The following is an 8,842-nucleotide window of genomic DNA, read 5'->3' as shown; positions in this document are numbered from 1 at the left end:
TTCAGCCTAAAAGTGTTTGGCTTCCAAGTTTTCACAACTGATAAAGAAATCCGACCCACATCTGCGGAATGTGGGGTAAAAACACTTCTTCTGGCTCCTTCCTTCTTCCTCGGGCCTCGCAGCAAGAGAGTCTCAAAACTCCAATTTCTAGCTTGGCTGCTTTCATTGAGATGCTCCCTTTAGAATTGACTCCACAGATGAATCTGGGATCTGGAAATTAGGTGTAAAATTTTTCGCTTGTCAACAGTCAACAGTCAACAGTTAACAGTCAACAGTCATTACTTGAAAATGTGTCATCGGACTATTGATTGGATTCCGGGCGTTTCTGGTGTTTGCTCTGGATAAACTGTTCCAAATCGGCGATCGCATCTTCAAAATCCGACAAATTAATTTTCGCAGGGCTAGTCTTCTTCGGCGGACTCGAAGACTGACTCGCAGACTTAGGCTGAGGCGGTGGAGACTGAGGCCCGGCCGCTTGAGTGCTGTTCGATTCTATAGAATCGAACAATTCATCCAGGGACTCAAAAAACGATTGAGCCGAGGCCCGGCGTAAATCTTTCTGGTCGTCGTCATCCGTCATAAGCCACTCCATAGGGTCTAAAATTTGCCAACAAAGTCTGTCCGCCCCGGCGCGTGCAGATATTAGATATAAAAACCGACTAAAACAAGCAGGAGGACAGAATTTAACCGGGCGATGGGAATGCCTGTGGCTGAACTTGCTGCCCCATCTAAAACCTGCAGCGGGCATTGTCAGCCTTCAAACTATATTTAACTCTACACCCGCCTACTGAGTGATTTGAGACTTGTGCAGACTCAGCTCAAAATCATCGACCCTGAAAAAATCTCAGTTACGGCTCTTTCGTTGTCTAATTAACTCTAGTCTAGTCGAGAATAAGGAGACAGGACTTATGCAACTATTACCGCTGTTCAAGGGTTGCGATGGCAACGCGCCACCTCGAAAGGACGGAGAGACGGTGTTTTTTGCTTGAGTCCTAAGATTTCACAGCCATTAGGAGATTTTAAGGTGACTCAGGGATTTGATTACGATTTAGCAATTATCGGCGCTGGCGTGGGCGGACACGGCGCGGCCATACACGCGGTTAGCTGCGGGCTGAAAGTGGCAATTATCGAAGCGGGCGACATGGGCGGGACTTGCGTCAACCGCGGCTGCATTCCCTCTAAGGCGCTGTTGGCGGCTTCCGGGCGAGTGCGAGATTTGCGGAATGCCCACCACCTGAAGACTTTGGGAATTCAATTGGGCAGTGTGGATTTCGATCGCGGGGCGATCGCCAATCACGCTAATACTATTGTTAGCAAACTTCGCGGCGACTTGACCAACAGCCTCAAACGTTTGAACGTAGATGTCATCCAAGGTTGGGGCAAAATCGCCGATTCTCAAAAAATTACCGTCGAAACGGATAAAGGCGAGAAAACTATTACTGCCAAGGATATTATTCTCGCTCCCGGTTCGGTTCCCTTCGTCCCCCCTGGGATAGAAATTGACGGCAAAACTGTATTTACCAGCGACGATGCTGTTAGGTTGGAATCGCTGCCGAAGTGGATCGCAATTATTGGCAGCGGTTATATCGGTTTGGAGTTTTCGGATATTTACACGGCCCTAGGCTGCGAAATTACGATGATTGAAGCTCTAGATCAATTGATGCCGACTTTTGACCCGGATATTGCTAAGTTGGCAGAACGAGTGTTAATTGCACCCCGCGATATTGAAACAAAAGTAGGTGTTTTGGCTAAGAAGATTACTCCTGGTTCGCCGGTGATTATTGAATTAGCTGATTTCAAAACTAAAGAAGTTGTGGAAGTTTTGGAAGTTGATGCTTGTTTGGTAGCAACTGGGCGAGTTCCTGTCAGTAAGAATTTGGGGTTAGAAACTGTTGGCGTGGAAACGATGCGCGGTTATATCCCAGTTAACGATAAGATGCAGGTTTTGGTGGCGGGAGAACCGGTGCAAAATTTGTGGGCGATCGGCGATGTTAATGGCAAGATGATGTTAGCGCATTCTGCATCTGCTCAGGGAATTGCTGCGGTGGAAAATATTTGCGGTCGTGCGCGCGAAGTTGACTATTTGAGTATCCCGGCGGCGGCTTTTACTCACCCGGAAATTAGCTATGTGGGGATGACGGAACCTGCGGCGAAGGAGTTAGGAAAAGCTGAAGGGTTTGAGGTAGCTTCTGTCAAGACTTATTTTAAGGGAAATTCTAAGGCTATTGCTGAAGGGGAAACCGACGGTACGGCTAAGGTGATTTTCCGGAAAGATACGGGAGAGTTGTTGGGAGTTCACATTTTCGGTTTGCACGCTTCGGATTTGATTCAGGAAGCGGCAAATGCGATCGCCCAGCGTGATTCTGTCAACACATTAGCATTCCGAGTGCACACTCACCCAACGCTTTCGGAAGTGTTGGATGAGGCGTTTAAACGGGCGGCTGGAGCGGCGGCCGGTCATTAATTTGTAGGGGCTGTTTTCTTGTTTTATATCCCCGACTTCTTCAATAAGTCGGGGATTTCGGTATACTGTTTTAGGGCGGTGGTAGAGTGCCGATCGCATTTTGGGCTAATTCGATAAATTCTTCAGCTTGGGCGATCGATTCTGTGGCTTGCTCGATCGTAACGGCATCAAGTTCGCCGTAGTCTCCAGCATTTCGCAACTCTTGAGCTCTGATGAGGTATTGGTGAAACTTAACAGGAACTCTTCCTGTACGAGCAAATTCTCGGCCAAAGGCGCTAATGACTGCGGAATGTTTAGAAAAAGATAACCCTTCCCCTTCTAAAAATGCTTCGGCAATATAAAACATAGTGTAGTAGGCGCGAGAGGCTGCATAATCTGGGTATTCGCCATCTAACATTAACTTGGCCGCTGAAAGGCTTTGACGAGCTTTTGCAAGTAAGTTTAATTGAGCAGATGTCATATTAAAATTCCCTCTTTACGGATATTTCTGAGCAAAGGGCCTTGATAATTAGTGAATTTTTCTTCATTCATAAACTGGCAGCTAATCACTTCATCATTTTGGAGCGACAAATCTGCTACAATCTGAAGAGTTCTATCAATTTCTTCGCCCGCTTGAACTGGCGCTTTCAGAACTACTAAAACATCTATATCTGAGTCGGGATGTGCATCGCCTCGCGCTTGGGAACCGTAGAGTACCATTTGGGTGAGGCGATCGCCGTAGAGTTGCTCGAAGTGCGATCGCAGTTGCATCAGTATGTTCTTAAGTTTATCGTTAATGCTCATATTTTTTGTTGTAAATGAGTGGAGGGCGATCGGACTTTGATTAATTCACTTAAGATGAGATATTTGTCAGGAACCACTGTTAAGAATTACCTCAGCAATGTCTTGGCGTGTAGCACCGAAGATAAGCAAGGTGCGAATCAGGAGATCCAGGGAAGCGGAAGGATCGCCAGCTTCCATTTTAGCAACTCTTGACTGGCTAGACTTAATTTTCTGGGCAAGCTCGTGCTGAGTCATCTGTTGGCTAATCCGGTTTTGTTTGATGGCTTTACTCAGTGCAAGTTTCATTTCTATGAAAGCAATTTCTTCTGATGAAAGTCCGAGAAATTCCTCTACTGTCCCGACAGTCCATCCTGCTGCTTCTAAGCGTTGGCGTTTAGCTATGTCCATAAAATACCTTCTAGATTTAACTTTAAATTTCGTCGTATTGCTTCAAGCGCTTTTTACATTTTTCAATTATAGAATCCGGTGTTTTGTTCGTGGTTTTGTTAAATACATCCACTATAATAATAGCATCTACATCAATTCGATAAATGATGCGCCAATCCTTGCTTGCCTGTGAATCGGCTAGACGGATTTCGTGACAATGAGCTCCGATGCTTGGCATAGGGCGAGAGAATGGCATGGATAGGCTTTCGCCATCCTGTAGCTTTCGCAGCAGAAATCCGGCTTGAATACGCGCATCAGTAGAAAATGGCGGTGTTTTTACTTCCCCACTAAGCCAGACAAGGGGTTTGCTTTCCGAATCTACCATCTATATTTTGGGTTTTTTTAGATCGTATGTCAAATCAGACATATTGGCAATACAGCTTGCCTTATAAAGAGAAGGTCGATCGTACTTCAATCAGAATGTTGTAAATATGGCTGAATTTTAGCAACAACAAAAGGAGATTCGATATCGATCGACCAATTTTCATCAATAACTTTGAGATTGGCATCTAAAATGAGAGTCAGTTCGCCAATTTCATCATCGCCATCATCGCTAACCAGATTGTTTTCGCCCGCAGATAAATCGGCTTTGAGTAAAAATTTAAGTTTAATCCAGTGAGAAGTGGAATGGTTGTTGATGATATTCGTGCCGAGCGATCGGCTAATTAACTAAGCATAAATTGGATGAATAAAAGCTATCTCTTCATAAAACTTATTGCTATCCCAATAACCGCGTATTTTGTAATTACAGGATTCTAGATGTTTCTCGATCAGGTGATTCAGGGCGATCGGTGCTAATAGTTGAGCAAGTTCATCCCAAATTTGGTGATTTGTCACAGTTACTGCATTCATCAGTTGTAATGATCTTCTGTCCGCTCAAGGTAAAGTGCGATCGCGATCGTACAAATTTGCGGGCGATCGCATTACTCACTACTTAGGTGCAATAGTAAACTCAACTGAGCGACGACCCGAAGTAATCCAGCCTGATGAGGGCATTCCCAAAAAACCAGCTTCGTATTCGAGTATTTTCCCGTTGTCTAGAGTGATTTGTACTCCATGTTCTCCTTGAAACCTTACCTCAACATATGTTCCTTCGGAAGTGCATCTAGGAAATAAGCCCGTCCCCCAAACTCCAATAGGATTACTATCACAGTTAATCACCAGCTTCCTTGTAGGTATGCCTGCATATTTTATAGCTTGAACAGTTGCGCTATATCCAGTAAAGTACCCACCAGGTTTAGCTTTGAAGAAAGGCTTTCTCAAATTGTAATCATTTATTTTACCAGGAGTCCCAGTAAAAGAACCTAGCAGAGTTTCTTGACCGGGAGGTGTCAGACTTAATACTCCTTCAGATTCAACTATCTCATACCAACTACTACTATAATTTTTAACTGATAATAATCCATTTACGGCGCATTCAATAACTAAATCTATGAACTTAGCCCCAGGGTTGGCATCGCAGTTAACTTTTACTTCTTGAAACTCTCTTATATTTGTCGAGCTAGATAATGCCACAAGTGCTGGATCGGGTGGAATCTCTGTCACAGTGAATTGACCAATGTAAGGCCCTTTGATTATATCGCGAGTCATACTTTCACCAATCATAAAGCTGGTGTAAGTATTTTTGCCTGCATCACCCAAGGTAAGTAATAAATTACCTCCCTTACCTACTTTGTTCTTAAGGCTTTCATGCTGTTTACCCTGCAAGTCAAATAATTTGCCGAATAATTCACTCACAATTTTATCGCCGTCAACATCATATACAATCGATGCAATTTGCATTAAATTTGCTCGCTTTCCGAAACAATTCATTAAAGTAATAAAGGAGTTATCACCTTCTTTCTGCTTAATTAAATCTCTGTCACAATCATCTCTAAGTAAATTTGCTTTATTTAATTTAGTAGCTATTCTAATCATTTTTTCTTTAGGCGTTTCAGTTGCATTTCCCCCTATTTTATTTCCCCCGGCTTTTAATTGATTAAGATCGAGCCAGGTATCAAATGCCGCAAAAGCATTTATCACTGCTACCCCACTATTCCAACCATAAGCTCCAAATTCATACTTGCCGTTTCTGTTATACTTAATACCGGGCGACATAATTACATCGTAAGTACCAGGTTTCCAACTCCCTGTTTTCGGCTTGAGAAGCTCACTAAATGGTTCACTCGGTAATTGGTTGTCTATGAACGGTAAGGTTATGTCAGTTGATAAAAATATTTCTTCAGCAACAATATCTGATTCACGGATGCCACCATTTTTGTAATCTTCTGAAGTGACATTTTGAAAAGGGGGAAATTTCCCAGCAGGAAGAACTAATACCTGTTGGGCGACTGGAGTAGTCCCAGAAATCTTGATTCCATCTGAGGTTGATTCCAATTCTAGCCCGTGTAAAGCTAAAGGCGTATCCTGGCCAAGGAGCACCGAATTTTTATCTAATTGCTTGGCAATCTCATATTTAATTTTGTTGCTTCCTGATTGAGCATTTGCTGGTGGCATTAACCAGTCAAACAACCCCAATTTGGAATTAATACTATTAGCAGCAACCCAATTTTTAAAATCGCTATTAAGTTTTGATGTGGGTTGAGATTCTATGACAGTAGGTTCGTCGCTAACTTCACCACTTCCAATGTTTGTGAGCATTAAATCTTTAAAAGCATTAGCACGGTCAACAGTTAAAAAAGATCCTACTTGTATTGCCTGCTTACCTGTTTTCTCTCTTGTTATTGGGAACGCATCTTGACAAAATTTAGATTTTATTTTTTGTAGGTTACTCTCGTTGTAATCAACAAAAACAGGATACAGTTTGACAGGATAGGCTTTGGGGTCTGCGGGTAATGAGTCACCGCACACAGGTTTTGGAAATTGTACTTGATCAAAAGGGTTGGCAGAATTATTTGGTTTTACTGGTGTTACTACAGGACTGGGCTTTGAAGGGGTAGTAGCGCTGGGAGATTTTGCAAACAGAGATTTTGCTACTGACAGAGCAATGTCAGAGGATAGATCGATCGCTTTTTCGTCTAAAATTGACTGAGACTCAGATACCACCTTCACTAGCTCTTGAAATTTAGAATTTTTACTAACAGCTTTAAACACAGAAACACGCTGCTCGAAAGACAAGCTAGAAAATATAGGGTTCATAAACACCAAACTTCTAGCCGTTGACTCAAAGCTCAATTCAGGCTGCTCGCGTTCGCCTGGAATCACAAAATCCAGCAGCCTGATTTCATTACCAAATTTAGCTGCGACAACAGAACTAGACTGACCTGATGGCTTCGGTATTCTGATCTTTGTGCCATTAGATTTAAGGGATTTGGCTTCAGCAAAGGTCATAACCTGACCCGCGCCTAAATCAGCTTGTCCAGATGGTGTGCTAGTAACTTTAATTTCTAATCTGGCGGTGGGAAACTCCAGTTTTTTTTCAAACAAAGTTTCCGTCATTGAACAGCTATATGTCAAGAATACAGTCAGGAAAAATAGAGTCGAGATTTTTGCGAATCTTCGTACTGTGTTTAAATATTTCACTTCGCTTGCCTACAAAGTTTATATGTCACTGTCAGTTATAATTACCTTATTTCTAGAATATAATTTCAAATTAGTCAAGTCGGAAATTAAACAACCTACCAAAGTAGGATAAAATCCTAAAAAGTAGGATAAAATCAGTACAAATCCGACACCTAGCCTACCTATGGACGCTCAGGAAATCTTAAATTTTGCCGATGACTTAGTTTTCGCCAATACGGGAAAACACTTAGAACCTCTACAACACTCTATACTTCGTAGTGCTTGGCAAGGTCAGAAATACTCAAAAATAGCAGATGAATTTCACTGTACTGAAGGTCACGTCAAGGATGTGGCATCGGAATTATGGCAGCTATTTTCCAAAATATTAGGCGAAGAAGTCAATAAAGCAAATTTTAGAGTCAGATTGGAACAAGTAAAATTATCAAATCTCTGGAACTTCAATAAAGATTTTGTACACATTGGTAACGTCAATTTCTGTGAAAATAATTCACACTCCCCAAAAGTTCCCAATTCACCAATTGATGAAGAACCTCTAAACAAAGGCAACACTGAACCAAAATTGCGTCAATTCTTAGCTGAAATGCCTAAGTCTGGCATTTTCTACGATCGCACCACCTCTCTCACCACCCTCAAACAGTGGATTCTCCACGAAAACACCCGCCTACTCGCTATACACGGCATAGTCGGCATTGGTAAAACCGCACTCGCCGCGCAACTTGTCCAACAAATCAAAGATGAATTTGATTTCGTCATCTGGCGAAGTCTGGCCACATCTCCACCCCTGTCAATACTTCAAACAAATATAATTCAATTCTTCTGTAGGGGCGGTGCCCCCGTGCCCGCCCCAAATGCCGACGGCGTGGTTGTCCCAGAGAATGGGGCAACCACAGGGGGATTGCCCCTACTGAACTACTTGCAAAAATACCGCTGTCTGCTGATACTCGATGACGTACAAATGGTAAATAGCAGCGGACAACTCGCTGGCAATTACCAACCTGGATATGAAGATTACGGCACACTATTCAGACAAGTAGCAGAATTATCTCACAACAGTTGTTTAGTGTTGCTCAGTTCCGAAAAACCCAGAGAAATCGCCGCATTAGAAGGCAAAAATCAGCCAGTTCGCTCATTACAACTCAATGGTTTAGGTGCGGGCGCGGGGGAAATCCTTAGAGAAAAAGGTTTAGCTGAACATGAAAAATGGTCAGAACTAATTGAACAATACAGAGGCAATCCCTTGTGGTTAAAAATAGTTGCTACAATGATTCAAGATTTATTTAACGGCAGCCTCTCGGAATTTTTGTCGGATAATACACTATTTTTAGGTGATTTAGAATCTTTACTGCATCAGCCATTTAATCGTTTATCTGAGTCAGAAAAACAGGTAATGTCATGGCTAGCGAGTGAAACCGCCCCAGTTTCCATCTCAAAAGTGCCAGAGAATCTGCAATTATCTCGATCGCAATTTTTGAAAGTGATGCAATCCTTGGGACGGCGTTCATTAGTTGAAAAAATCCAGGAGGGCGATCGCACATTTTTTACCCTCGATCCGGTACTAAAAGAGTATGTTACCCACATTCCGCAGATATTCAAGCAGATTTCATTTCAAAGAAATTCAGAATTGCCAAAACCTCAAATGATTGCATA

General features: G+C 42.7%; 10 protein-coding genes. 2 read left to right on the top strand and 8 right to left on the bottom strand.

Translation table 11 applies throughout. From position 1 onward, the window contains the following. Positions 1 to 31: 31 nt before the first annotated feature. The gene (locus QUA99_RS31680) at positions 32 to 166 is read right to left on the bottom strand and encodes a hypothetical protein (RefSeq protein WP_333245165.1); all 135 of its coding nucleotides are present in this window, start codon (positions 164 to 166) and stop codon (positions 32 to 34) included. A 135-nt stretch (positions 167 to 301) separates the two neighbouring features. Beyond that, positions 302 to 580 carry a hypothetical protein gene (locus QUA99_RS31675; protein WP_333343650.1) on the bottom strand — a complete coding sequence of 93 codons (279 nt, stop codon included), beginning with the start codon at positions 578 to 580 and terminating at the stop codon, positions 302 to 304. A gap of 444 nt (positions 581 to 1,024) precedes the next feature. Between QUA99_RS31675 and lpdA the strand changes: the two genes are divergently transcribed. Then, positions 1,025 to 2,464: a dihydrolipoyl dehydrogenase gene (gene lpdA / locus QUA99_RS31670; RefSeq protein ID WP_333245171.1), complete on the top strand. Its 1,440-nt coding sequence runs from the start codon at positions 1,025 to 1,027 to the stop codon at positions 2,462 to 2,464. Positions 2,465 to 2,534: 70 nt separating this feature from the next. Here lpdA and QUA99_RS31665 read toward each other — a convergent pair whose 3' ends face one another. From QUA99_RS31665 to QUA99_RS31640, 6 genes are all read right to left on the bottom strand, one after another. Next, entirely contained in the window at positions 2,535 to 2,924 is a 390-nt protein-coding gene (locus QUA99_RS31665) for a HEPN domain-containing protein (RefSeq protein ID WP_333245173.1), read from the bottom strand. Then, entirely contained in the window at positions 2,921 to 3,247 is a 327-nt protein-coding gene (locus tag QUA99_RS31660; RefSeq protein WP_333245176.1) for a nucleotidyltransferase domain-containing protein, read from the bottom strand. The genes QUA99_RS31665 and QUA99_RS31660 overlap by 4 nt, the downstream gene beginning before the upstream one ends. Positions 3,248 to 3,313: 66 nt before the next feature. After that, the gene (locus tag QUA99_RS31655; protein WP_333245179.1) at positions 3,314 to 3,634 is read right to left on the bottom strand and encodes a helix-turn-helix transcriptional regulator; all 321 of its coding nucleotides are present in this window, start codon (positions 3,632 to 3,634) and stop codon (positions 3,314 to 3,316) included. Positions 3,635 to 3,656: 22 nt separating this feature from the next. Continuing rightward, positions 3,657 to 3,998: a type II toxin-antitoxin system RelE/ParE family toxin gene (locus QUA99_RS31650; RefSeq protein WP_015179559.1), complete on the bottom strand. Its 342-nt coding sequence runs from the start codon at positions 3,996 to 3,998 to the stop codon at positions 3,657 to 3,659. Positions 3,999 to 4,342: 344 nt separating this feature from the next. Further along, positions 4,343 to 4,525, bottom strand: coding sequence for a hypothetical protein (locus QUA99_RS31645; protein ID WP_333245182.1), 183 nt, complete (start codon positions 4,523 to 4,525; stop codon positions 4,343 to 4,345). A gap of 78 nt (positions 4,526 to 4,603) precedes the next feature. Beyond that, on the bottom strand, positions 4,604 to 7,111 hold the full coding sequence (locus tag QUA99_RS31640) for a hypothetical protein (RefSeq protein ID WP_333245185.1): 2,508 nt from the start codon (positions 7,109 to 7,111) through the stop codon (positions 4,604 to 4,606). 247 nt (positions 7,112 to 7,358) lie between these two features. Between QUA99_RS31640 and QUA99_RS31635 the strand changes: the two genes are divergently transcribed. Further along, positions 7,359 to 8,842, top strand: a 1,484-nt coding sequence (locus QUA99_RS31635; RefSeq protein ID WP_333245188.1) for an NB-ARC domain-containing protein, incomplete at its 3' end; no start/stop codon positions are given.

Source organism: Microcoleus sp. F10-B2, from assembly GCF_036704965.1.
Classification (GTDB): domain Bacteria; phylum Cyanobacteriota; class Cyanobacteriia; order Cyanobacteriales; family Microcoleaceae; genus Microcoleus.
Note: the sequence above shows the minus strand (reverse complement) of the source record. Positions and strands in the feature narration are given on the sequence as shown.

Coding starts and splice junctions, on each gene's coding strand:
- QUA99_RS31680 (WP_333245165.1), bottom strand. CDS start 166: ATGAAAGCAGCCAAGCTAGAAATTGGAGTTTTGAGACTCTCTTGCTGC.
- QUA99_RS31675 (WP_333343650.1), bottom strand. CDS start 580: ATGACGGATGACGACGACCAGAAAGATTTACGCCGGGCCTCGGCTCAA.
- QUA99_RS31665 (WP_333245173.1), bottom strand. CDS start 2,924: ATGACATCTGCTCAATTAAACTTACTTGCAAAAGCTCGTCAAAGCCTT.
- QUA99_RS31660 (WP_333245176.1), bottom strand. CDS start 3,247: ATGAGCATTAACGATAAACTTAAGAACATACTGATGCAACTGCGATCG.
- QUA99_RS31655 (WP_333245179.1), bottom strand. CDS start 3,634: ATGGACATAGCTAAACGCCAACGCTTAGAAGCAGCAGGATGGACTGTC.
- QUA99_RS31650 (WP_015179559.1), bottom strand. CDS start 3,998: ATGGTAGATTCGGAAAGCAAACCCCTTGTCTGGCTTAGTGGGGAAGTA.
- QUA99_RS31645 (WP_333245182.1), bottom strand. CDS start 4,525: ATGAATGCAGTAACTGTGACAAATCACCAAATTTGGGATGAACTTGCT.
- QUA99_RS31640 (WP_333245185.1), bottom strand. CDS start 7,111: ATGACGGAAACTTTGTTTGAAAAAAAACTGGAGTTTCCCACCGCCAGA.